Annotated in this window: 20 protein-coding genes; 12 read left to right on the plus strand and 8 right to left on the minus strand. The window is 69.2% G+C overall.

Annotated elements, in window-relative coordinates:
- Positions 1-146: 146 nt before the first annotated feature.
- A complete protein-coding gene (locus tag ABEA07_RS09995; RefSeq protein ID WP_345537563.1) occupies positions 147-1,061 on the minus strand; it encodes a LysR family transcriptional regulator in 915 nt (304 codons plus the stop codon).
- A 141-nt stretch (positions 1,062-1,202) separates the two neighbouring features.
- Between ABEA07_RS09995 and ABEA07_RS10000 the strand changes: the two genes are divergently transcribed.
- On the plus strand, positions 1,203-2,450 hold the full coding sequence (locus ABEA07_RS10000; protein WP_345537565.1) for a glycerophosphodiester phosphodiesterase: 1,248 nt from the start codon (positions 1,203-1,205) through the stop codon (positions 2,448-2,450).
- A 50-nt stretch (positions 2,451-2,500) separates the two neighbouring features.
- Here ABEA07_RS10000 and ABEA07_RS10005 read toward each other — a convergent pair whose 3' ends face one another.
- Entirely contained in the window at positions 2,501-3,091 is a 591-nt protein-coding gene (locus ABEA07_RS10005; protein WP_345537567.1) for a TetR/AcrR family transcriptional regulator, read from the minus strand.
- A gap of 98 nt (positions 3,092-3,189) precedes the next feature.
- Between ABEA07_RS10005 and ABEA07_RS10010 the strand changes: the two genes are divergently transcribed.
- Positions 3,190-4,404, plus strand: a complete 1,215-nt coding sequence (locus tag ABEA07_RS10010) for an MFS transporter (RefSeq protein ID WP_345537568.1) — start codon at positions 3,190-3,192, stop codon at positions 4,402-4,404.
- A 20-nt stretch (positions 4,405-4,424) separates the two neighbouring features.
- On the opposite strand, the gene ABEA07_RS10015 is transcribed toward ABEA07_RS10010, so the two are convergent.
- Both ABEA07_RS10015 and ABEA07_RS10020 read right to left on the minus strand, forming a co-directional pair.
- Entirely contained in the window at positions 4,425-5,483 is a 1,059-nt protein-coding gene (locus ABEA07_RS10015) for a class I SAM-dependent methyltransferase (protein WP_345537570.1), read from the minus strand.
- A 318-nt stretch (positions 5,484-5,801) separates the two neighbouring features.
- On the minus strand, positions 5,802-5,999 hold the full coding sequence (locus ABEA07_RS10020) for a hypothetical protein (protein ID WP_345537571.1): 198 nt from the start codon (positions 5,997-5,999) through the stop codon (positions 5,802-5,804).
- 212 nt (positions 6,000-6,211) lie between these two features.
- Between ABEA07_RS10020 and ABEA07_RS10025 the strand changes: the two genes are divergently transcribed.
- From ABEA07_RS10025 to ABEA07_RS10035, 3 genes are all read left to right on the plus strand, one after another.
- Positions 6,212-6,808 (plus strand): RNA polymerase sigma factor, encoded by a 597-nt coding sequence (locus tag ABEA07_RS10025; protein ID WP_345537572.1) that lies wholly within the window; start codon positions 6,212-6,214, stop codon positions 6,806-6,808.
- Positions 6,809-6,958: 150 nt separating this feature from the next.
- Positions 6,959-7,576 carry an anti-sigma factor gene (locus tag ABEA07_RS10030; RefSeq protein ID WP_345537573.1) on the plus strand — a complete coding sequence of 206 codons (618 nt, stop codon included), beginning with the start codon at positions 6,959-6,961 and terminating at the stop codon, positions 7,574-7,576.
- A 5-nt stretch (positions 7,577-7,581) separates the two neighbouring features.
- A complete protein-coding gene (locus tag ABEA07_RS10035; protein ID WP_345537574.1) occupies positions 7,582-8,409 on the plus strand; it encodes a caspase family protein in 828 nt (275 codons plus the stop codon).
- A gap of 470 nt (positions 8,410-8,879) precedes the next feature.
- On the opposite strand, the gene ABEA07_RS10040 is transcribed toward ABEA07_RS10035, so the two are convergent.
- The 4 genes from ABEA07_RS10040 to ABEA07_RS10055 form a co-directional block, all read right to left on the minus strand.
- Positions 8,880-9,326, minus strand: coding sequence for a hypothetical protein (locus tag ABEA07_RS10040; protein ID WP_345537576.1), 447 nt, complete (start codon positions 9,324-9,326; stop codon positions 8,880-8,882).
- Positions 9,323-11,002: a DUF637 domain-containing protein gene (locus ABEA07_RS10045; protein ID WP_345537577.1), complete on the minus strand. Its 1,680-nt coding sequence runs from the start codon at positions 11,000-11,002 to the stop codon at positions 9,323-9,325. The genes ABEA07_RS10040 and ABEA07_RS10045 overlap by 4 nt, the downstream gene beginning before the upstream one ends.
- Positions 10,957-15,408, minus strand: a complete 4,452-nt coding sequence (locus ABEA07_RS10050) for a two-partner secretion domain-containing protein (RefSeq protein WP_345537578.1) — start codon at positions 15,406-15,408, stop codon at positions 10,957-10,959. The genes ABEA07_RS10045 and ABEA07_RS10050 overlap by 46 nt, the downstream gene beginning before the upstream one ends.
- A gap of 177 nt (positions 15,409-15,585) precedes the next feature.
- Entirely contained in the window at positions 15,586-16,545 is a 960-nt protein-coding gene (locus ABEA07_RS10055) for an alpha/beta fold hydrolase (RefSeq protein WP_345537580.1), read from the minus strand.
- 166 nt (positions 16,546-16,711) lie between these two features.
- Here ABEA07_RS10055 and ABEA07_RS10060 point away from each other — a divergent pair, with 166 nt between their 5' ends.
- From ABEA07_RS10060 to ABEA07_RS10090, 7 genes are all read left to right on the plus strand, one after another.
- Positions 16,712-17,284, plus strand: a complete 573-nt coding sequence (locus tag ABEA07_RS10060; RefSeq protein WP_345537582.1) for a hypothetical protein — start codon at positions 16,712-16,714, stop codon at positions 17,282-17,284.
- A 218-nt stretch (positions 17,285-17,502) separates the two neighbouring features.
- Positions 17,503-18,072, plus strand: a complete 570-nt coding sequence (locus tag ABEA07_RS10065) for a hypothetical protein (RefSeq protein WP_345537583.1) — start codon at positions 17,503-17,505, stop codon at positions 18,070-18,072.
- Positions 18,073-18,271: 199 nt separating this feature from the next.
- The gene (locus ABEA07_RS10070; protein ID WP_345537585.1) at positions 18,272-18,601 is read left to right on the plus strand and encodes a hypothetical protein; all 330 of its coding nucleotides are present in this window, start codon (positions 18,272-18,274) and stop codon (positions 18,599-18,601) included.
- Between the two features lie 29 nt (positions 18,602-18,630).
- Complete coding sequence (locus tag ABEA07_RS10075) at positions 18,631-20,283, plus strand: DUF4384 domain-containing protein (RefSeq protein ID WP_345537587.1); 1,653 nt, start codon at positions 18,631-18,633, stop codon at positions 20,281-20,283.
- Positions 20,267-20,683, plus strand: a complete 417-nt coding sequence (locus tag ABEA07_RS10080; RefSeq protein ID WP_345537588.1) for a hypothetical protein — start codon at positions 20,267-20,269, stop codon at positions 20,681-20,683. Before ABEA07_RS10075 ends, ABEA07_RS10080 begins: the two co-directional genes overlap by 17 nt.
- 37 nt (positions 20,684-20,720) lie before the next feature.
- Positions 20,721-21,446 (plus strand): GIN domain-containing protein, encoded by a 726-nt coding sequence (locus ABEA07_RS10085; RefSeq protein WP_345537589.1) that lies wholly within the window; start codon positions 20,721-20,723, stop codon positions 21,444-21,446.
- Positions 21,447-21,514: 68 nt separating this feature from the next.
- Entirely contained in the window at positions 21,515-22,126 is a 612-nt protein-coding gene (locus tag ABEA07_RS10090; RefSeq protein WP_345537591.1) for an OmpA family protein, read from the plus strand.
- The last annotated feature ends 89 nt before the right edge of the window (positions 22,127-22,215 follow it).

Genomic DNA, 22,215 nt, shown 5'->3' on the forward strand with positions numbered 1-22,215 from the left:
CGCCGTGGCCAACCCCTACTGGAACCCGCGGCCCTTCGGCCCACCCGAGCGCCAGGCCATCCGCGCGCTGCTGCAGCGGGCCTTCGACGGCGCGCCGCCGCGCTGAATACCGCCGGCCGCGCCGAATGCATCGGCGCATCGGCGCATCAGCACGTCCACTTGCGCTCGTACTCCATGCGCTCGAAGTGCCGGACCAGGAAGTCGATGAAGGTCCGCACCTTGGCCGACATGTGGCGCCGGCTCTGGAAGGCGATGTTGATGCGCAGCCGCGGCAGGTCCCAGTCGTCCAGCACCGGCACCAGCCGGCCGGCCACGATGTCGTCGTAGAGGATGTACTTGGGCTGCACCAGGATGCCCAGGCCGTCCAGCGCGGCCGCGCGCAGCACCTGGCCGTCGTTGGACTCCAGCAGCCCTTTCACCTTGAGCGCGCGCCGCTCTTCGCCGCGCCGGAAGCTCAGCTCGTCGGGGTTGTTGGCATAGGTGTAGATCAGCAGGTCGTGCCCGGCCAGCTCGTCCACCGTGCGCGGCGCTCCGCGCCGGTCCAGGTAGCCGGGCGAGGCGGCCAGGATGCGCCGCGTTTCGGCCAGGCCGCGGATCGTGATGCCGGAGTCGTTCTCGTACTCGCGGGTGCGGATCGCCACGTCGATGTTGTTGTCGATCAGGTCCAGGTAGCGGTTGGCCGCTTCGACATGCACCGTGACCTGCGGGTAGCGCTCGGTGTAGGCCCGCAGGAGCGGCGCGATGTGCTGCACCGCGAAGGAGAGCGAGGCGCTCACGCGCAGCGTGCCCATCGGCTCCGCGGCGGAGGCATTGACGGCCGAGTCCGCCTCGCGCAGGTCCGCCAGGATGGCCCTGCATCGGGCGTGGTACTGCTCGCCGGTCTCGGTCAGCGCCAGGCGGCGCGTGTTGCGCTGCACCAGCTGCGCGCCCAGCCGGGCTTCCAGCGCGGCCAGGCGCCGGCTGGCCGCGGCGTTCGACAGGCCCGTCGCCTCCGCGGCGCGCGACAGGCTGCCGAGCTCGGCGACGTGAACGAACAGTTCGATTTCGGTCCAGCGATCCATGCGTCTCCACGCGTCTCCATGCGTCTTCGTTCGGCCCTCGGCCCGGACCGGCATCTTAGGCCCGGGAAACATTCGTTCACTCGGATGTCACGCGTTGCGCATACCGTCGTCACCCACCACCACCATCGAGAGGAGAGTTTCATGAACAAGGCCAGAAACCTGTGCACCGCCCTGCTCGCCGCCGGCATGCTGCTCGCCGCGGCCGCTCCTGCGGCGGCCCATGACGGCCAGGGGAATCGCCGCAGGGCCGACAACGCGCCGCTGGTGATCGGCCATCGCGGAGGCGCCAGCGGCTACCTGCCCGAGCACACGCTGGAAGCCTATGCCATGGGCATCCTGCTGGGTGCCGACTACATCGAGCCGGATCTGGTCGCCACCAAGGACGGCCACCTGATCGCGCGCCACGAGCCCAATTTGATAGCCACCACCAACGTCAAGAGCCTCCCCCAATTCGCCGACCGCCGCCGCACCGTGATGCTCGACGGCGTGCCCACGGAGGGCTTCTTCGCCAGCGACTTCACCCTGGCCGAGATCAGGCAGTTGCGGGCCGTGCAGTCCTTCCCCGAGCGCGATCAGGCCTTCAACGGCCAATTCCAGATCCCGACCTTGCAGGAAGTGATCGAGCTGGCCAAGCGCAAGTCGCGCGAGGAAGGGCGCCGCATCGGGATCTACCCCGAGACCAAGCACCCGACCTACCACCAGCAGATCGGCCTGCCACTGGAAGACCGCCTGCTGAACGTGCTCACCCAGGCCGGCTGGAACCACCGCAACGCGCCGGTCTTCATCCAGTCCTTCGAGACCGCGAACCTGCGCTACCTGCGCACCAAGACCAGCGTACGTCTGATCCAGCTGATCGACGCCAACGATGTGAAACCCGACGGCACGATGGACTTCACCAAGCCCTACGACAAGCCCTACGACTGGGCGGTGTCGGGCCGCGAGGGCACCTTCGGTGACCTGCTGACCCCGCGCGGGCTGCAAGAGGTCAAGGGCTATGCCGACGGCATCGGCCCCTGGAAGCCCTACCTGATCCCCAGCGCCTGCAAGACTATCCAGAACGGCGCCTGCGCGGACGTCACCGGCGACGGCGCGGTGGACGACCGCGACCGCGTGCTGCTGCCGCCCACCCCGGTGGTGGAGAACGCGCACCGGCTCGGTCTGCTGGTGCACCCCTACACCTTTCGCAACGAGCAGAAGCGGCTGACCGGCACCTTCGAGGGCAACCCGGTCAACGAGTACCTGGCCTTCTACGAAGCCGGCGTGGACGGCCTGTTCACCGACTTCGCCGACACCGCCGTGGCGGCGCGGGCGATGTTCCTGCTCAAGAACGATCCCGACTACGCGCGCTGCCTGGTGAACGCGCGCCGGTGCGAGCGCAACAACGACTGAGGGAAGCCGCGGGCCTCTGGCGGCGGCCGCACCCCTCGGGCGGGATGCTGCTACCTCCCGGCGCGTTGCCGCGGCGCGGCATCTTCGACACAAGCCTCCACCCAGGCCCGAACGTCGGCCTGCGAGGCCGTCGGCAGGCCGAACATCATGCGGTAGACGATCGGGGCGACGACATGGTCCATGAGCACGTCGACCTCGGGCCCCTGCTCGCCGCGCGCCTTGCCGCGCTCGAGGATCACCTCCAACTGGCTCTTCGAGAACCGGGCGCAGGCGCAAGGCTCGTCCGCAGCGTCCACGCCCCGCCCCAGCACCACGTCGCGGACCATCGCGCGCCCGAGATCCGAGTTCATCTCATCCCGAAATTGATCGGCCCAAGCCACCAGGTCGCCTTGGACGCTGCCGGTGTCGGGCGGCTCGCCTTCGGGCCGCAGCCGCTCGACGGCGACATCCGCAAGCAACTCCGCCAGGTCGCCCCAGCGCCGGTAGACCGTCGAGGGCGTGACACCGGCGCGCGCCGCGATCATGGGCACGGTGATGTCTGCTCGGTCCCGCTCGTCCAGCAGTTGGCGCGTGGCCAGGTGGACCGCGGCCTGGACGCGCGCGCTGCGTCCACCGGGGCGGGGAACGGGTATTGAACTCATGGCCGACCATTCTAAAGCAAAGGATTTGCGTTAATGCGTCCAAACCCTCACAATCCACAAACGCAATTTTTTTGCGTTTATCAGATCAGAGGAACCCCATGCTGTCCGGCTCGACCCCCCATCCCCCCATCACCGCAGGCTGGCCCCAGACGCGCCTGGGCCACGGCCGCGCCCTCTGGCTCAAGGCTTCGCTGCTGGTCAGCTTCCTCGCGGCCTCCACGGCGCCCTCGCCGCTTTACGCGCTCTACCGCGACGCCTGGGGCTTCTCCGCGCTGACGCTGACGGTCATCTTCGCAAGCTACGCCTTCGCCCTGCTGGGCGCGCTGCTGGTCTTCGGTCGGCTGTCCGACCACCTCGGCCGGCGCGACGTGGTCCTCGGCGCGCTGGTGCTGGAGTTCGCCGCCACGCTGCTGTTCTGGCGCGCCGACTCGGTGGCCTGGCTGCTGTCGGCGCGCGTCCTGCAGGGCATCGCCACGGGCATCGCGACCGGCGCGCTCAGCGCGGGCCTGCTCGACTTGCACCGCGAACGCGGGCCGCTCGTCAATGGCGTGGCGCCGATGGTCGGCATGGCCGCCGGCGCCTTCGGAACCAGCCTGCTCGTGCAGTTCGGGCCCGAGCCGACGCGCCTGGTGTTCGACCTGCTGATGCTGGTCTTCGCCCTGCAGATCGCCGCGGCCCTGTACCTGCCGGAGACGGTCGCGCGCCGCCCCGGCGCCTGGCGCTCGCTGCGCCCGCAGCTCGCGATTCCCGCCAGGGCCCGCGCCATGTTGTGGCAGGTGTTGCCCGTCAACACGGCGCAATGGGCGCTCGCCGGCTTCTACCTGTCGCTCGGCCCGACGCTGGCGCGCATCGTGACGGGCAGCGACGCGCCGATGGTCGGCGGCTTGCTGATCACGGCCACGGTGCTGAGCAGCGCGATCACGCTGCTGGCGGTGCGCGCATGGCCGGCCCACCGCGCCCTTGCGCTCGGCGCCACGGCATTGACGCTGGGCCTGGCCTTGAGCCTGGCCGGCATCCTGCTGCCATCGACCGCTGCGTTCTTCGTCGGCGCCGCGGTCACGGGCCTGGGCTTCGGCTCGGCCTTCAGCGGGTCGCTGCGCAGCCTGGCCTCGCTGGCCGAAGCGCACGAGCGGGCCGCGCTGATGGCGAGCTTCTACGTACTCAGCTACCTGGCGTTCAGCGTGCCGGCCATCGGCTCCGGCCTGAGCGCGGGGCTCTTCGGGCTGCGCGCCACGGCGCTGGGCATGGGGGCCCTCCTCGCGCTCATGGCCGCCACGGCGCTGATGATGATGATGCGCCGGCGGGCCGGCTGACCGGTGCAGTTGCGCGCCAGCTAAGGCCGGGCTTCGAAGACGAGATTGAACGGCGTCTGCGCTGCCCGCCGGAAGCGGCTGAACCCGGCTTCGCGAACCACCTCGCCCAGGCGCCGCTCTCCTGCCTGGGCACCCAGCGCCAGGCCCACGTCCTGCGACAGCGAACAGGGCGTGCAGACCATCGTGGAGGCCGAATAGTAGATGCGGCCGACCGGATTGAGGTTGTCCTCCAGCCGGTCGTTGGCGAATGGCTCGACGATCATCCAGATGCCGTCGGGCTTGAGTGTCTCGCGCACATGCCTGCCGGCGCCGACCGGGTCACCCATGTCGTGCAGGCAATCGAAAAAGGCCACGAGGTCGAAATCGCGCCCCGGATAGCGGGTCGCGCCCGCCACCTCGAAGCGCACGCGGTCGGCGACGCCGGCCGCTGCCGCGCGCTCGCGCGCGGCGGCGATGGACGGCTCGTGGAAGTCATAGCCGACGAAGGTCGAGGCCGGATAGGCCTGCGCCATCACGATGGTCGATGCGCCGAAGCCGCAACCGACGTCGGCCATGCGCGCCCCGGCTTGAAGCCGCTCGCTCATCCCGTCCAGGGCAGGAATCCAGTTGGGCGCCAGGTTCGCGTTGTAGCCGGCGCGGAAGAAGCGTTCGGTGCCGGAAAACAGGCTGGAATGATGCTCGTGCCACCCCAGGCCGGAGCCGTCGCGAAAGGCCTTCTGGACCTTGTCGATGTCGAGGAACAAGGACATCAGCACCTCGAAGCCGCCGACCATGAAGGCCGGGCTGGCGTCATCGGCCAGCACCATGGCGGCCTCCGGGGAGAGCGCATAGGTCTGCGCGCCGGGGTCGTAGTCGACGAAGCCGCTCGCGGCCTGTGCGTTGAGCCACTCCTGCGCGTAGCGCAGGCGCAGGCCCGTGCGTTCACTGAACTGGTCCACCGTGAGCGCCCCGGCGCCCGCCATGGCCTTGTAGAGCCCGAGACGGTCCCCGAGCAGCACGAGCGGTGCGCTGGCCAGGGCGCCGAACTCGCCCACCATTCGTTCGAGCAGGGCGTTGAGTCTGCTTTCGTTGATCTGCATGGCGTACTCCTTCCGGGAACGACGGACCTCGGGTCCGCGGGATCGATAGCCCCGGCGCACGCGACGCGGCGTGCACCGGCACCACGGCAGAGCCCACGGCAGGCCGGCTTCAGGAAGGCATCGACGCGATCCGCAGGCCGAACGCCGAGAGGCTCCAGCTCCTATTCGTACCAGGAGGGGGACGGGGTTACAAGGCCCTCATCGCACCGGCTCGACCAGCACGAGCACGAGGATGACCCAGCCCAGGGTGAGCGCCGCCAGGACCGCTGTCAGGCGCCACAGTGTCCGGTCGTGCTGCCTGCGACCCATGACGCCGCCCTACTCCGCCGGCTGCCTGGCGACGCCGCCGGATGCGCCGGCGGCCTCGGGCCCGCCGGTCGGCTCGATGGTCGTACCCGCGGGCTCCTTGATCCAGACGAAGAGCGCCGCCACGCCGCCGATCACAAGGATGGCCAGCAGCAAGGCCATGCGGCGGAATGCGCGTCCGGCGGCCGGGTCGCCCGGGTACTTGTTCATAGGGGATCTCCGTTGGTACGAGCCCGATCGTCCCCCGCGACGGCGGCCTGCCTCGTCGCACGAAGGGCAGCTTCCGTGTCAGGAAAGCGCGCAAAGGCGGGGCGCAACTTCGCCGGACCCGGCCCTCTGGCCATCTGCCATAGGCAGCACGGCAGGGCCTGCGGCGGCCGCACTCGGGCGTATATTGAGCCACCGTCATCCCCACTGCGCGCATGGACAACGACGAGGTCACCCAGTTGCTCGTACGCATCGGCCGCGAAGACCAGGCGGCCTTTCGCCAGCTGTACAAGGCGTTCAGCCAGCGGGTGTACGCCTACGTGCTCAACATGCTGAACGACCATGCCCGGGCCGAGGAAGTGCTGGCGGACACGCTCTACGAGGTCTGGCGCCACCCGGACCGCTTTCGCGGCGATTCGCAGTTCTCCACCTGGCTCATCGGCATCGCGCGCCGCAAGGCGCTGATGGTCTACCGCTCGCGCCGGCCCGACGAGGTGCACGGCGATCTCGAAGACATCGCCGAAACCACGGCCGCCGACACGCCGGACGGCTACGCCGAACTGGCCGGCAAGCAGCGGCGCGAGGGCGTGCAGCACTGCATGGGCAAGCTCTCGGACGAGCACCGCGAATGCATGCACCTGGTCTTCTACGAGGGCATGGGCCTGGCCGAGGTGGCGGAGATCCAGAACTGCCCGGAGGGCACCGTCAAGACCCGCCTCTTCCACGCCCGCCAGAAGATCAAGAAATGCCTGGAATCGCTGCTGCGCAAGGAGGGCACGGCGCCGGAAGCCAAGGGCGCCCTGGCGTCGTAGCGGCGGCCGGGCGGGGCGGGCGAGCTTGCGGCGCACCAGACAGCCGGCAAAAATAATCTGAACCATCCGCGCGAGGCCCGCAACCCAGAGGAGCCACGGGAAGGTCCCGTGCAAGCGGATCGCGGCCCAGGCCGCGGGAGCACAGGCATCATGAACAAACGCTTCGAAGAACTGGTCCCCTGGTACGTCAACGGCTCGCTGGGTGCCGAAGACCGCGCATGGGTCGACGACTACCTCGCCCAGCACCCCGAGGCCCGCAGTGAGCTGGACTGGTACCGATCCCTGCAGATGCGCGTGCGGGAAAACGTCCCGGCCGTGCCGGCCACCATCGGCCTGGCCCGCACCATGCGCCTGATCCAGGGCGACCGCCCGAGCCTGGCCGAGCGCATCGGCGCCTTCTTCGGCAATTTCGGCATGCGCCCGAGCTTCGCCCTGGCCGGGCTGGCGCTGGTGGCCGTGCAGGGCGGCGTGATCCTCAATCTGCTCGGCCACGCCCGCGAGGATGCCGACCAGATCCGCGCCCTGAACGCGGTGCGCGTCGAGGAAGGCCCGATGCTCAAGGTCAGCTTCGCGCCCGACGCCAAGGAGGCCGACATCCGCCTGCTGCTGGTCCAGGTCCAGGGCGAGCTGGCCGGGGGCCCCGGGCAGTTGGGCGACTACTACCTGCGCGTGCCGGCCGGCAGCGAGGCCCAGGCCCTCGCCAAGGTGCAGTCCGCGCCCATCGTCCAGGCCGCCGCGCTTGCACCCGGTGTGCCGCCCCGGGAGTAGACGCCATGGCCACGCTGCTCACCCGTCGCATGCTGCTGCAATGCACCTTGGGCGCCACGGCGCTGCGCCTGGCCCCTGCCATCGCCGCGCCCGCCGAGTCGCGCATCGCCCTGGTGATCGGCAACGGCGCCTACCGCGCCGCCCCGTTGAAAAACCCGCCGGGCGACGCTGCCGCGGTGGCCGAGTCCCTGCGTGGCCTGGGCTACGAGGTGAGCCTGCGCCAGAACACCCGGCTGCCGGAGCTGATCGAGGCGCTGCGCGAGTTCTCGGTGCGCGCGCCGAAGGCGGCGGTGCGCATGCTCTTCTATGCCGGCCACGGCGTGCAGGTGAAGGGCCGCAACTACCTGGTGCCGATCGATGCCGACCCGCAGTCGGAAGACGAGATCCCGCGGCAGAGCGCGGACGTCGGCGAATTCGTGGACCGGCTCAGCGCCATCCAGAACGGCATCAACATCGTGGTGCTCGACGCCTGCCGCGTGAACCCCTTCGCCGCCGGCGTGATCGTCGGCCCCGACGGGCGGCGCCTGAAGTTCCGCGGCGCCACGCCGGGCGGCCTGGCCACCCTCGACGCCCCGGTGGGCACCCTGGTCGCTTTCTCGACCGCGCCCAACGGCGTCGCGCTGGACGGCGCCACCGGCAAGCACAGCGTCTATGCGCAGCACCTGCTGGCGAACATGTCGACGCCGGGGCTGCAGATCGAGCAGCTCTTCAAGCGGGTACGCATCGGCGTGGCGGAGGCCACTGGCCGGGTGCAGGTGCCGTGGGAGTCGTCGAGCCTGACGGCGGACTTCTGCTTCAAGTCGAATGAGAAGGGGCGGTGTGGGTCTTCTTAGGGGGCGGCCCGGCGTCGTGATCTTGACGCTTGTCGGCACGCTGCTGCGCGCCGGGATGTCTGCCTCGGTCGCCGCGAGGGAAGCGGATGGCCGCCAAGGCCCGGCCTTCGAAGTCGGTTAGCGCAGGGTCAGCAAAGGCACGGTCCCGAGGTCGCCGATCTTGTCGGCGCTCTGCGCCGCTACCGTGGGGCCGCCAGCATCGATGCGGCGATGGCCTTGATACTGTCAAGCTGCCCATCTCCTGGATGACTCTGCCCAGGGGACCATCGTTGTTGGCCAGGCTCATGGCGGCGCGGCTGGCGAGCGCGTTCACGCCGGACTGCACTGCTGCGCTGGCGCTCACGGAGACTCTCGCTCGCGCCAACGGATCTCGCTGCGCTGCTCGCCGCAGTTCCGGCCTGCGCTGCCATCGGGGCCGAGGCAACCGCAGCCACGCCCGCCACCAAGGCCGTCACCCCTGCTCGACCTCGCTACCACCGTCGTTGTCTATGCGGTGTGACGTTGCGTGCAACACCGGCTTCTATATCGATCTCATAGATCTGCCCGTCAGCGCTGTCACTAAACACCTTGCAGCCAGGCACCCATTCATCGACATCCAGCGCGCTCCCATCTTTCGGATTTCGTCTTCGGGTTCCATCAGGTTGCACCACCAGCAGCTTTGTGAATGGTTCGCGCGCACCATCTTCCCCGCGAACTCGCGCGTGCTCATCCATAGCCTCCCAGTTGAGCTTGCCTTGCTCGTCGCGCTGAACCTGCCAGATGACATTGCCGTCTCTGTCCAGGCGAAACACGTTGTGGTTCTCGTCGTAGCAGCTCACTTGGCTCTCACCGTTCCGAAAAAAATAGCAGACAAGACGCTCCTCTTCAGGCAACAGCACCGTGCAATACCTCCAGCCTTCAAAGTCTTCTACGCTCATTTCAGTGGCCTCTCATTCGTGAACCAACCTGGATCGATGTCGCGCCGCGGCAGGTCCAACTCATATTGCACCCCGCCCCCACCCCCATTTCCTCCCGTGTAGATCCCTCGATTCGCCCATGGTGAAATTCCATTGGCCGCGCTGATGTTCAGCGGCGTACCCGCGGGGATCGTTGCATCGGTGATCATCGTCGGCACCTGCGGCAAACCGAACTTGCTGGCAATCTGCTCGGCAGACAGTCCGGCAATGTCCTCAGAGCGCAAGAGCCAAGCCCCGACCTGGTTCGAGCGACCAATCTGATCCACATACACGCGTGAAAAGCTGGTCGGCTCCGTGGTTGTTCCTTGGATGATGCTCGTGCCCGGAATGTAAGGCGGCTCGTACCCATCCGCGACGGCTGATGCGTTCCCTGTATTGGCACTCGTTCGACCGGTGATCCTGATGCTTGCCGGCACGCTGTTGCTCACCAGGATGTCTGCCTCGTTCGCCGCGAGGAAAGCAGACGGCCGCCAGGGCCCGGCCATCGACATCGGTTGCGCAGGGTCAGCAATGGCACCGTCTCGATAGAAGTTGTTCTGGATTGCCAGCTCGCTATTGATTGCCCCGCGGATCGTCGTCTCCGTGGCATCGTTTCCCATGCGAGGCATGGACGCAGCAATCCGGCCACCCAGGCTCCCGGACGCAAGCCCGCCTTCCGCACCAGCCAGCGCCATTCCCAACTCGCTGTATGCATTCGCCAGCGCCAGCCTTTGCTCCGAAGTGAACTCCAGCGGCAAGCCAAGCTGAGCACCCAACTGCTGCATGGCGACCGTGCCGCCCAGCAGTTGCCGGCTCACGAAGGCCGCGCCGCTGCTGTCCCCCGCTGCCCTCAGGTCTTGAGCGAGGGCCGAAGCGTTGGCCGTGGCCGACTTCAACTGCTGATAGGCGGCCCTCGACTCGTCCGGCGTGCCTGCGATGGCTGCCGCATCCCTCGCTGCCGTCAGCGCATCGAGCGTGCGCTGCTGCGCCGCGTCCGCGTTCGCCCACGCATCGATCTGCGCTGCATTGGCGGCCCGACGCGCCCGGGTTCGCTGTTGGCCACTGAGCCAGTTGTTTTCCGCTGCGTTCACGCCCGCGCGCGAGGCTACGTACACGTCCCACTCTTCCCCACCCGCGATCGCTCCAGCGATGCCGGCCATCAGTTGCGACGCTGCCAGCGTCTCGGTCGCGAGGCCTGGATCGCCGGTGGGGTTAACCCACTGCGCGGTCAGGTGCCCCACCACGGCGCCAAAGGCACCCGGTGCGCAGCCATTGGCGCTGCCTGATCGTCCTGCGCCCACCACGCAGCCCGCGATGGCATGTGCGACTTCAGCGGCGAAGGCATTGAGCCGTTGGCTTCCTTGAGGTCCGTTGTCGCCGATCGCGAATGCGCTTTGCGCCGCCCCCGTGTTCAGCACGGCATTCGCGAGTCCCTGCCGCAGTTCGCCTTCCAGGCTCGTGCCGTTGACCGCGCTGCGCACCACCGAGGCGGCGGCGTTGTCGATCAGTTGGCGCCGAAGTTGATCGGGCAGACGTGCCGAGCCGTTGGTGGCATGGGCGATGTTCTCCGGCACGAGCCCGGAGCTGTGCAAGCCCTCGATCAGGCCGGCCGTCAGCATCGATGTGGCGATGGCCTTGATGCTGTCGCTGCGGCCCATCTCCTGACGCCACTGGCTGCGTCCGAGCCGAACAACATGCCGGTGTCGCTGGCGGCTTCGCGCGTGGTCGTCACGACGTGGATGTCGCGCCCTGCTGCGGCTGTCAGGCTGTTTTGCGCATCGACGCTGCCCCCGATGACGTCGATGTCCTGGCGCGCAGCAAGTGCGACGTCATCGCCCGCGATGCGGCCGCCAAGGTTGTGAATGTTCTGGGCCGAGATCACCACGGCTTCCCGGCCGGCGATGGTGCCGCCCTGGGTGGTGAGGTCCCCCGCAAGGTGCAGGTTCACGTTGCGGCCTCCCAGCAGTGCACCCGAGCCGTCGATGTCGCCCTCCTTCAACCGCACATAGACCTGGGGCACCAGCACCTTCTGCGTGCTGCCGTCGGCCAAGACCACCTCCTGCTCGACCAGCCAGACGATGTCGCTGGTCAGCTGCGCCATCTGCTCGGCAGTGAGAGTGATGCCCGGCCTCAGGCGGTACTCCTTCGCGAAGGTCGCGCCGGCATCCATCAGCGCCGCGTACTGGGCATCGTCGCTGTCGAAGCCATTCAGATGGCGCTCGCCGGTCAGGTGCGTCAGTTGCTCGCGGATCAAGCGCTGCTCGTAGAGACCATCGCCCAGGCGCTTCTGGATGCCGTCGCGATCGATGCCCAGGGAACGCAGCAGAGCGTCGCTGGACAGCCGTCGGCGCTCGTTCGCGACGCTGGACGTCTGCTGGTTGTCAAGGCTGGACTGCTGCTGATCGTTGGCAAAGCGAGGATCGGTCTCGACGAGGTAGCGGCTGCCGGGATCGGGATGCGTGAAGAACAGGCTGGCCGTGGGAATGGCGGCATTCGGTGTGCTGGTGCGAACGACCTGGCCGCTGCCTGCTGCCGAGGGCACTTGCACGATCGGGTTCACGCCTGCGCCCTGCGGGATCTGGCCCGGTACGAGTTGGCCCGTGCCCGCGAAGGCCACGTTGCCCTCCTGCCGCGCCGCAGCCAGCGCGACCGTGGCGTTCGTCGTCAGGTCATAGGGCGCGAATTGGTACGTGCGCCTGTCGTTCTGAACATCGCTGTGGATGGCGGTGCCCGTCTGCACCGTGGGCGCATCCACCATCCGGCCGACGTTGGCGATGACGCCGCCGCTGACGGTCAACGTCCCACCGGCCAGGATCTGGCTCATGTCGTTGGTGCCGGTGCCGACCTGGATGTCCATCGAGCCGCCCGCGAGGAGCCGGGCCGGTGCGGAACTCTGCAACACCGGCGTGGACGGGGTCACGCTGTAGTCGAAGGCGTCATAGGTGGAATACAGGCGAGGCGCCTTGTCGCCCTCCGGGCCACGCACCACGCCCGTGATGGCGTGAATGAAATCGAGCGTGGCAACGTCCAGCGCCTGATGGGCCGCGCGGTAGGCCTGCCACTGGTCGTACTCGGCCTGGGTGACCGGGTGGTCGAAGCGCTGCAGGATGACGGTGACTGGGCCGGAGGGGCCGTCGACGGTGGTGCTCAGGCCCTGCTGGCCCACGGTGATGCCCGGGTCGATGCGCCCGGGATGACGCGCAGGCAGGTCACCCGGGGGCGGCGCGACACCGAAGGTGGCCCAGATCGGGTCGTCGCGCGCGTACCAGGCGCCGGGCATGGCGGTGGTCTCGCAGGCGCCGGCATCGCCGCCGGTGCAGGTCTGGTAGCTGCGATCGGCACTGTTGGCGGGGCTGCGCAAGTAGTAGGCGCGGAAGCGCTCTAGCGGGTAGTCGGGTGATGGCAGCAGCAGCCGGGCATCGGCGTTGGCGCCGGGCAGGAGAGGGTTGGAGGCATCCGTGGCCACCCAGTTGTTCCACCCGGTGCTGTTGGTGAGGAGATAACCGCCCGTGGCGAACAGGACCTGCGAAGCCGGATGGCGCGTGGCACTGCCCGGGATGGCGTACTCGACGACATGCTCGCCAGCGCCCGGCTGCAAGGTCCAGGTGACGCCGCCGTTGGTGTTGCTCAGGGCCGCGGTGCGGATGCGGACACTGCGCGTGGCCTCGATGGTGGCGGCGTGGTTGTTCAGGCTCGCGGCGGCACCCGTGGCCCGGCCGGTGGCGTCCAGGCTGCCGCCGATGGCGAGGTCACCGTCGCTGAAAATCAACGCGCCGTCGCGGTTCTCGACCGTGCGGGCGCCGATGGCCAGGCGATCCCGCGCGGCGATGGTGGCGGCGGAAGCAACCCCGCTCACGGTCTCGGGCAGGTTGTTCAGCGTGTCCGCGCCAAGCGAGACCGCATCGCCGTAGATGCGGCCGGTGCCGATATTGGAGAGGGTCGCTGCGTCGATGCGAGTGACCACGCCGTCGATGACGCCGCGGTTGGTGATCGTCTCGCTGGCCGCCAGTCGCGTGGTCTTGCTTTGGATGTCGCCGCTGGCGGTGTTGTCGATGTTGCGCGCCGAGAGGGTGAGCGCATGGCCGGCGGCCAGCTTCCCGCTGTTGGTGATGCTGCCGCCGGTGGCAATGCTCAGGTCGCGGCTGGCCGTGGTTCGGCTGCCTTCGGCGACCACGACATCCTGGTTGAGCGTCAGGCGCATGTCACCCTTGGAAAGCAGCTTGCCGTCGAAGCCGAGCGAGGCCGCATCGACGACCAGGGCCTTGGCCGCCAGGACGGTGCCATCGGTGTTGGTCATGCGCAAGGTCTTGGCGCCCGGCGTCCCCGCACGCGGGTCGAGGATGCTCACGCTGTCGCCCGCGGCGAGGAGACCCGCGGTGTTGTCGAGGGCGGTGGCGACGATGCGCAGATCGCCCACGGCGGAGATGCGCCCGGCTTCGTTCCCGAGATTGGCGGCGGCGACCGCGGCGTGGCCATTGCTGACGATGGCGCCGGCGCTGTTGATCAGATCTCCGCTGCTGGCGATCTGCAGGTTGCCGCCGTGCACGACACCCCCTGCGTTGTCGAAACGATCGACGTTGGCGCTGAAGCTGTCGACGAGCTGGACGCTTCCGCCCGCGTTGCCGAAGCTCGGCCCGTTGACGGCCAGGCTCGCGATGGAGAGCGATCCCCCAGCGTTGTCGAGTTGCCGCGTCGCCAGCGTGATGGGGCCGCCTGCGTCGATGCGCCCGCCGTCGTTGAGGAGGGTGCCGGCCGCGGCGATCGCACCCGGCGCGGGTGAAGCCTGCGTCGTGGAGATGTCGGCCGCACCACCGCCGGCGGCCGTGCTCGCCGGCAAGGCGCCGATCACCCCGCCGCCGGTGTTGCTCAAGCCGTTCGCCGTGACCGCCAGTCCTACGCCACCGGCCTGGCGCATCGTTCCGCCGCGGTTGTCGATGTCCCCGGCGCTCGCCAGTTGCAGGCTCTGCGCTTCCAGCGTTCCCACGTTGCCGAGCGTCCCCTGGGTGGCGATCCTCAGGTCCCGGCCGCTGGCGACGCGGCCTCTGTTGGCCAGGCTGGCTGCGGCGATGTCGGCACGGGTGCCGGCCTGCAGGGTGCCGATGTTCTCCAGGCGGCCCTCCGCGGTGACGACCAGTTCGCCCACGCCGCCCAGCGGGCCCGAGCCGTCTGCGGCCACGATGGTGCCCGCGTTGCGCGCGCCGACGCCATGCTCGGTGCCCACCAGGAAGATCTTGTTGGCATACATGCCGCCCAGATGCGCCACGTCGAGCAGGAAGACGGGCTTCGCGCCGGAGCCCTCGATCGCTGCCACCTGCCCATGGTCGGCCGACACCTGGTTCGCGCCGCTCGCCACCTTGAGTTCTTTCGCCCACAGGCCCGCGTTGACCTGCACGGCGCGGGCCAGGATCGCCGCGTAGTCGGTGCTCCTCGCATCGAGGCCCGCGCCGTCGAGGGTCACGGTGCCGTCGCGCACCACGTAGCCTTCGAGCCCGCCGGAGGCATCGAATAGCGGCTTGCCGGTGGTCAGCGTCGCCCGGCTGGCGTTGATGAAGGTGCTGCCATCGACGGCAATGCCCGCAGGGTTGGCGACGATGACTTCGGCGCGCTGCCCGCCGACCTCGATGGCGCCGCGCAGTTGCGTCGGATTGCCGCTCACGACCTCGTTGAGGATGATGCGCGCCGGCCCGTTCGCGAGGAAGGGATTGGCCTGCACCCGACCGCCCAGCTGTGTCTGCACGTCGGTGCGGCTGTTGTTGAGGATGACGCCTCGGGACTGGACGTCGAACTGGAGGTAGAGGTTGCGCGAGACGCCGGCCGCGGAGGGCGTCTGGATGTTGACCAGGGGCACGCCATTGGGCGCCTGCAGCACGATGGGCCGCAGGTCCGGCGGCACGCCGGGCGCGCCCACGATCTGCGCAGGCGCCGGCGCAGCAGCCAGCAGCGCCGTGCCCAGCACTGCTGCGGTCGCACCCGTGGCCTTGCCCGCAGCGCGAGCCGTTTCCTGCACCACCACGCGCACCCCGCGCGCAGCATGGAAGACGAGACGATGAAGCTTTCTGTTCAATTCTTGATCTCCCTGCACATTCACAAGGAGACCACCCCAGGCTTCAACCGCCTGCCCGCCTCGCTCCCCATGCGGGGCGCGATTCTGGGGCCAATCGGCTCCAATCGAAATCTGATATTTCGTCGCAGAGCTGCGCCGATAGCGCGAATCGCCCGCCGCGCGGGCTGCCAGGCGCCCTCAGGCGTGGTCGGCCAGAAAGCGCTCCAGCTCCTGTGCAAAACGCAGCGGCTCGCTGATGTGCGGCGAATGCCCGGCACGCGCGTACACCGAGACCTGCGCATGCTTGACGGTGTCGCGGTACCAGGCATCCAGCGGCAGCCCGGCGTAGTGCGGGCTGCGCGCCCCGAGCACCACCAGCAGCGGCGCATCCAGCCGCGCCAGCGAGGCACGGAAGTCGGCCTGTGCCATGGACTCGGCCAGGTCCAGCAGGGGCCGGATGTCGACGCGTCCCAGCCGCCGCCGCAGCATCCGGCCCAGGGGGGCGTCGATGTCCAGGCGCCGCCGCAGCCAGGGCCCGCCGAGTGCGCCGATTTCATTCAGCAGCATCTCGGCCAGGTCCTGGCGCGCCCCGGCGATCAGCCCCGAGAGCATGGCCGCGCTGCAACCGCCGAAGAGCCCGAGCCGCCATTCGTCATCCGTCACGATGCGCGGGGACTGGTCGATCAACGCCACCGCGCCGACGCGCCGCGTGCCGTACAGCTGCAGGTACTGCATCAGGGTCAGCGCGCCCATCGAATGGCCGACCAGCACCGGCCGCTCCAGGCCGAAGTGGTCGAGCATCTCGGCCAGGTCGGTCGCCAGCCGCGCCAAGGTGATGCTGCCGAGCACCGGCCGGCAGTTGCCATGCCCGCGCGCGTCCCAGGCCAGCACGCAGTGGCGCCGCGCCAGCTGCCGCGCCACCGGCTTCCAGTCGTTGTGCGAGCAGCCGACCCCGTGCACCAGCACCAGCGGCGGACCGTCGCCGCGAACGTACACCGGCACCTGCTGGCCATCGCCCGCGATGAAGCTGTCGTAGTCGCCGGCGGGCGACCCGCCCAGACCCACCAGCCCGAAGTTGCGCAGCGCGTTCAAGGTGCCGCGCAGGCCGGTCAGGCGTGGCGGATGCGCAGGCGGTTCCGGGCGAGCCCTGTCCAGCATGCGGGCGATCCTACGCTGGCACCCCGGCCTTCGAAAAATTTCTGAGAAACGGCCGCGAATTTGTTTGAACCGCTTCTGAACGCGCCGCAACCCATGGGCGGGAAGGCAAGCAATCCGGCAAGCCCCACCAGGAAACCAACCGTACCACCACTCTCAGGAGATCATCATGCAAATCGTTCGCAAAGCTTCCGTCCTCGTCGCCCTCGGTCTTGCCTTCGGTGGCGCGATCGCTGGTGAAATCGCCGGCTCCACGGTGCTGTCCACCGGCGCCGTGAACACCGCCGCCGGCTTCCTGTCGACCGCCCGCCAGAACATCGGCGTGGCCGAGCAGAACGGCAAGATCACCAACAGCACCGTGATCGTCAACGGCGCCAACAACACCGCCGCGGGCTTCCTGTCGACGGCCGAGCAGAGCGTGGGCCGCGCCACGCAGAACGGCAAGATCACCAACAGCACGGTCATCGCGAGCGGCCTGAACAACGTCGCCGCCGGCTTCCTGAGCACCGCCCGTCAGGAAGTGGGTTTCGCCAAGGACAACGGCGAAGTCACGAACTCGACGGTGATCGCCAACGGCGCGAGCAACACGGCCGCCGGCTTCCTGTCCACCGCCCGCCAGCAGATCGGCGGCGCGCAAGGCAACGGCAAGCTGACGAACTCGACGGTCATCGCCTCGGGCTCGGTCAACACCGCCGCCGGCTTCCTGTCCACCGCGGACCAGAGCATCGGCGTCGCCAAGTAAGCCACACCGTTGTCGCCACCCGACCCGCCCGCGCGCCAAGCGCCGGCGGGTCTCTTTTTTGTCGGCGCCGCGCGGAACGCCGCGGACCACGCGAAGTGAGGAAGCCTGGGCCAGAGCGTCAATCCTTTTGAACCGTTTTCGAAAGCACCGCAACCCATGGGCGGATGGCATGCAAGCGCAAGTCCTCCACCCCTCAAACCACTCGAAGGAGAACCATCATGCAAGTCGTTCGCACAGTTTCCGTCCTCGCACTCGGCCTCGCCTTCGGCGCGGCCATGGCCGGCGAGATCTCCGGCTCCGGCGTGTTCTCGACCGGCACGGTCAACACCTCGGCGGGCTTCCTGTCCACCGCGCGCCAGAACGTCGGCGTGGCCGAACAGAACGGCAAGATCAGGAACACGGCCGTGATCGTCAACGGCGCCGTGAACACCTCCGCCGGCTTCCTGTCCACCGCCAATCAGAGCATCGCCCGCGCCACCCAGAACGGCGAGATCAGCCAGACCGCGGTGATCGCCCAGGGCGTGAACAACGCGGCCGTCGGCTTCCTGAGCACGGCCGACCAGGAAGTGGGCTTCGCCAAGGGCGACGGCAAGGTGCAGGGCACCTTCGTCGGCGCCACCGGCGTGAGCAACGTGGCCGGCGGCTTCCTGGCCTCGGCGCACCAGCAGATCGGCGGCGCGCAAGGCAGCGGCAAGCTGACGAATTCGACGGTGCTCGCCACGGGCCAGTTCAACAACGCCGCCGGCTTCCTGTCCACCGCCGACCAGAGTGTGGGCGTCGCCAAGTAAGTTGCGTCACAGTCCTCCGTCGGCTGCGGCCGCCCGGCCCGCCCGCGCATCCCCTGCGCCGGCGGGCTTTTTCATGCCCGGTGCCGGCGGCACTTCCGCAGGTGAATTTGCTTGAACCGTTTGCGAAGCCGTTGCAACCCATGGAGCGGAAGGCAGTCATCACCGCCATCAACTTCAAGACAACTCTCAGGAGAACTCCATGAACGCAAGCCTCGCCCTCACCGCCCGCATCGTCCTCGCCGCCGCCACACTGGCCTCCGGCGTCCACGCCACCGCCGGGCAGGAGCTGATGGGCGTCGACACGCGCTTCCGCGCCAAGATCGCGAAGGAGAAGATCCGCATCGCCGCCAAGGAGCGCGAGATGGACGACAAGCAAAAGTCCCAGCAGCAAGGCAGCAGCAGCAGTGCCACCTGCGGCAGCCAGAGCATCGGCAACATCGACACCGGCGGCCGCATCGGTGCCGCGCCGCGCGAGGTGTTCGTGTTCGCCCCCAACGCCATCAACATCGTCGGCCGCGGCGGCTGCTGAGCAGACGTCGCGCACCCCGGAGACCCGCCATGAACCCGCCCAAAGTCCTGCGCTGCCTCGCACTCGCGGCCGCCGCCGCAACCCTCGCCGGTTGCCAGACGCTCGAGGTCAAGCAGCCCACCATCGAGCAGACCAACGAGCTGCGCAAGGGGCCGGAAGACCGGCCGCAGCGCTCGATCACCGGCTTCTCGCATGCGCTGCGCTGCATGGACACCCTGCTGCTGGACTACGGCGTGCGCGACATCACCATGCTGACCGAGGAGATCACCGACGAGACGAAGAAGCTGAACGCCGGCACGCGCGACATGCTGATCTCGTCGGTGTCGGACATGTCCAGGCGCAGCCGCGCGGTGCGCCTGGTCGCCTTCGGCAAGGACACGGCCAACGTCATCAGCTATCTGGCCTCGGCGCAGAGCGCGGCGGCCTACCAGGCGATTCCGCTGTACGACATCAAGGGCTCGGTCTCGCAGTTCGACGAGAACCTGGTCAAGAACCAGAAGGACATCGGCATCGGCTTCGCGCCCTTCATCAACATCGGCGCGGCCAAGGACGCGGGCTCCAGCATGCTGGCGCTGGACCTGAGCGTGCTGACCACCAGCGACATGGGGGTGCTCGCCGGCGTGACCTCGCGCAACTCGGTGATGATCCTCAAGCAGGGCAGCGGCATCGACGGCGACGCCGCGTACCACAAGTTCGGCATCAACTACAGCATGAACCTGGCGAAGGCCGAAGGCCAGACGCAGGCGCTGCGCGGGCTGGTCGAGCTGGCCGCGGTGGAGCTGATCGGCAAGCTCACCAAGACACCCTACTGGACCTGCCTGGGCGTGACCGATCCGAAGAAGAACGAAGAGACGCGCCTGGAGATGTTCGATTGGTACCACGCGATGGCGGCGACGCGCATCGAGCTGATCGCCTACTTCCAGAACCAGCTGCGCCGGCGCTGGTTCTACGACGGCCCGATCGACGGCGAGTTCAACCCGGCCATCGACGAGGCGATCGCGAACTACCGCGCCGCGCTCGGCCTGAGCCGCGAGGCGCTGCTGAACGAGGAGTTCTTCTACGCCTTCCTCGCCGCCGACCACACCAAGATCCCGCGGCCGGAGCAGCCGGCGCGCTACGTCCCGCCGCCCACCGTGGCCGCGGCACCCGGCACGCCCCAGGCAGCCGCTGCCGCCGTGGCCGCAGCACAGGCGACGGCTTCGGCGCAGGCCTCTGCACACACGTCCGCACCCGCCGCAGCAGCACCGGCCGCCCCGGCGCCCCTGAAGCTGTCGATGAGCACGCCGAAGCAGCAGACCCGCTTCGCCGGCGGCGAGCCGATCAGCCTGTCCCTCGCTCCCTCGCAGGATGCGCACGTCTATTGCTACCTGCAGGACGAGGATGCCAAGGTGATCCGCTTCTTCCCGAACCGCTTCTCCCGCGACTCGCGCGTCGCCGCCGCCAAGCCGCTGGCGCTGCCCGGGTCCATGCGATTCCAGCTCACGATGAACACGAAGGGCACGCCCGAAACCATCTCCTGCTTCGCGACCCAGCGCGACGTGATGGCGTCGCTGCCGCAGGCCCTGGTCGGCACCGACTTCGAACCCCTCCCCGGCACCACGCTCGAAACCGTGCGTGCTGCCTTCTTCAAAGCCAGCGGCGGCTCGCTCGCCCAGGAGAACCTCCGTGTCCAAGCCAAGTGAATTCCGCTCCGGTCCCGCCAAGCGCCGCGCCCTGCGCGTGGCGGCCCTCGCCGGACTCGCCCTGGCCGCCCTCACCGGCGCGCTGCTCCAGATGCCCCGTGGCGCCGAAGCCGGCGTCGCCACCGGCGGGGACGATCGTGTCGCGCAACGCGCCCTGCCCCCGCCCCCGGTGCCGGCGCCGGCCCAGAAAGGCCCCGCCACCTACCAGCTGCGCTGCTGGCAGTACGGGCGCCTGCTGTTCGACGAAGGCCCGGTGACCCTGGGCCCCGAGACGCGGCAAGGCGCCAAGCTGGTGGCCTTCGACCGCCAAGGCAAGACGCTGATCGTCACCGACAGCGGCTGGACCACCTGCCTGGCGCGCCCCTCCGCCGCGCCGCCCAACCTGGCGCTGCCGCGCTGAGCTCATGCCACCGACCGCCTGCCACCGGAGCCCGACCATGCACCGCTTCATCCATGCCTTCGCCGCCCGGCGGGTGCTCCGGGCCTCCACCCTCGCAGCGGCGATGGCCGCGACCGCCTCGGGTGCGGCACTGGGTGCCACCGAGACCCGCTCGGTGGCCGACTTCGACGAGGTCGTGTTCGCCCTCGCCGGCGAGGTCCGCATCGAGCAGGGTCCGCGCGAGACCCTCACCCTCGAGGCCGAGCCCGCCGTGTTGCGCAAGATCACGGCGCAGGTCGAGGGCCGCCGCCTGGTCATCGGCGTGGCGCCCGGCAGCCGGGTCGAGACCCAGCAGCCGATCCGCACGCGGATCGGCGTGCGCAGCTTGCGCTCCTTCGAATCGCGCACCGCCGGCGACATCCGCATCGGGCCGCTGCGCAGCGACGCGCTCGCGCTGGTGCTGGCCGGCGGCGGCTCGATCCGACTCGACCGGCTGGAGGACGCGCGCCAGCTCGATGTGCGCATCACCGGCGCCGGCGAGGTCGCGGTCGGCGGCGGCAAGGTGGCGGCGCAGCAGCTCGCCATCACCGGCACGGGCAGCTACGCCGCGCCCCGGCTCGCCAGCGAGCGCGCCGAGGTGGCCATCGACGGCAACGGCGAAGCGCGGCTCGCCGCCAGCAGCACGCTGGCGGTGCGCATCGCGGGTGTCGGCCACGTGCGCTACCACGGCGATCCGGCCGTGACGCGCGCCATTCGCGGCGTCGGCTCGGTCGAGAAAGATTGAACCGGCCGCGCGCAGGGCGCAACCCATGGGCATCGAAGCACCCCGTCCAAACGCCCAAGGAGCCGAACATGACCCGCTACCTCAGCACCCTCGCCCTCGCCCTGGCTGCCGCCTTCATGACCCCGCAGGCGAATGCCGAGAAGGTGATCGTCTACCGTGAAGGCCAGCTCGTGGACCCGCAGGACGTGGCGGCCGTGCTCGGCAGGACCCGTTCGATCCGGCTGCTCGACGAGGCGCCGTCCGCCTCCGCGCCGGCATCGGCGCCCACCCCGACCAAGTACGTCTCGGCCGCAGCCGTGGCGCTGGCCAAGACCTCGACGCGCCGCGAGAGCGCGCCGGCCGACGCGTCGGCCCTGTCGCTGCCGGTGCGCTTCGCCTTCGACTCCACCGAAATCCTGCCGGCCGCGCGCGCGCAACTCGACGCCCTGGCCGACGGCATCAAGTTGCTGGCGCCGAACAGCGTCGTCACGGTCGAGGGCCACACCGACGCCGTCGGCAGCGACGCCTACAACCTCGAGCTCTCGCGCGGCCGCGCGCGCGCCGTGCGCGACTACCTGGTGCAGCACCACGGCATCGAAGCCGCTCGCCTGAAGACGGTCGGTTACGGTGAGAGCCGCCCGATCGACCACACCGATCCGAACGCCGGCGTGAACCGCCGGGTGCAGTTCCACGGCGCCTGAAGCTTCCCCATGCGCCGGGCGTGCCGATGCCGCATTGGCAAAGGGGTCTCGCACCGACCGAGGGTCGACGCGGCACTGGCCATTCGCTC

Source organism: Variovorax defluvii, assembly GCF_039541515.1.
GTDB classification, from domain to species: Bacteria; Pseudomonadota; Gammaproteobacteria; order Burkholderiales; family Burkholderiaceae_C; genus Variovorax; species Variovorax defluvii.

Coding starts and splice junctions, on each gene's coding strand:
- ABEA07_RS10090 (WP_345537591.1), top strand. CDS start 21,515: ATGACCCGCTACCTCAGCACCCTCGCCCTCGCCCTGGCTGCCGCCTTC.
- ABEA07_RS10060 (WP_345537582.1), top strand. CDS start 16,712: ATGCAAATCGTTCGCAAAGCTTCCGTCCTCGTCGCCCTCGGTCTTGCC.
- ABEA07_RS10085 (WP_345537589.1), top strand. CDS start 20,721: ATGCACCGCTTCATCCATGCCTTCGCCGCCCGGCGGGTGCTCCGGGCC.
- ABEA07_RS10070 (WP_345537585.1), top strand. CDS start 18,272: ATGAACGCAAGCCTCGCCCTCACCGCCCGCATCGTCCTCGCCGCCGCC.
- ABEA07_RS10065 (WP_345537583.1), top strand. CDS start 17,503: ATGCAAGTCGTTCGCACAGTTTCCGTCCTCGCACTCGGCCTCGCCTTC.
- ABEA07_RS09995 (WP_345537563.1), bottom strand. CDS start 1,061: ATGGATCGCTGGACCGAAATCGAACTGTTCGTTCACGTCGCCGAGCTC.
- ABEA07_RS10075 (WP_345537587.1), top strand. CDS start 18,631: ATGAACCCGCCCAAAGTCCTGCGCTGCCTCGCACTCGCGGCCGCCGCC.
- ABEA07_RS10015 (WP_345537570.1), bottom strand. CDS start 5,483: ATGCAGATCAACGAAAGCAGACTCAACGCCCTGCTCGAACGAATGGTG.
- ABEA07_RS10005 (WP_345537567.1), bottom strand. CDS start 3,091: ATGAGTTCAATACCCGTTCCCCGCCCCGGTGGACGCAGCGCGCGCGTC.
- ABEA07_RS10035 (WP_345537574.1), top strand. CDS start 7,582: ATGGCCACGCTGCTCACCCGTCGCATGCTGCTGCAATGCACCTTGGGC.
- ABEA07_RS10045 (WP_345537577.1), bottom strand. CDS start 11,002: ATGGGCCGCAGCGACAGCATCAAGGCCATCGCCACATCGATGCTGACG.
- ABEA07_RS10000 (WP_345537565.1), top strand. CDS start 1,203: ATGAACAAGGCCAGAAACCTGTGCACCGCCCTGCTCGCCGCCGGCATG.
- ABEA07_RS10010 (WP_345537568.1), top strand. CDS start 3,190: ATGCTGTCCGGCTCGACCCCCCATCCCCCCATCACCGCAGGCTGGCCC.
- ABEA07_RS10025 (WP_345537572.1), top strand. CDS start 6,212: ATGGACAACGACGAGGTCACCCAGTTGCTCGTACGCATCGGCCGCGAA.
- ABEA07_RS10040 (WP_345537576.1), bottom strand. CDS start 9,326: ATGAGCGTAGAAGACTTTGAAGGCTGGAGGTATTGCACGGTGCTGTTG.
- ABEA07_RS10055 (WP_345537580.1), bottom strand. CDS start 16,545: ATGCTGGACAGGGCTCGCCCGGAACCGCCTGCGCATCCGCCACGCCTG.
- ABEA07_RS10030 (WP_345537573.1), top strand. CDS start 6,959: ATGAACAAACGCTTCGAAGAACTGGTCCCCTGGTACGTCAACGGCTCG.
- ABEA07_RS10020 (WP_345537571.1), bottom strand. CDS start 5,999: ATGAACAAGTACCCGGGCGACCCGGCCGCCGGACGCGCATTCCGCCGC.